Source organism: Shigella sp. FC1967, assembly GCF_001743005.1.
Lineage (GTDB): Bacteria > Pseudomonadota > Gammaproteobacteria > Enterobacterales > Enterobacteriaceae > Proteus.
Genome location: NZ_MIIZ01001389.1, coordinates 1 through 361, shown reverse-complemented (window position 1 = coordinate 361; position 361 = coordinate 1). Strand labels below are relative to the sequence as shown.

The 361-nt window shown below is 55.4% G+C and carries 1 rRNA gene; it reads left to right on the top strand.

Annotated elements, in window-relative coordinates:
- Window positions 1–361: ribosomal RNA gene (locus tag BHE89_RS22350) — 23S ribosomal RNA — on the top strand; the annotation flags it as partial.

The following is a 361-nucleotide window of genomic DNA, read 5'->3' as shown; positions in this document are numbered from 1 at the left end:
GATCCGGTGGTTCTGAATGGAAGGGCCATCGCTCAACGGATAAAAGGTACTCCGGGGATAACAGGCTGATACCGCCCAAGAGTTCATATCGACGGCGGTGTTTGGGCACCTCGATGTCGGCTCATCACATCCTGGGGGCTGAAGTAGGTCCCAAGGGTATGGCTGTTCGCCATTTAAAGTGGTACGCGAGCTGGGTTTAGAACGTCGTGAGACAGTTCGGTCCCTATCTGCCGTGGGCGTTGGAAGATTGAGAGGGGTTGCTCCTAGTACGAGAGGACCGGAGTGAACGCACCACTGGTGTTCGGGTTGTCATGCCAATGGCATTGCCCGGTAGCTAAGTGCGGAAGAGATAACCGCTGAA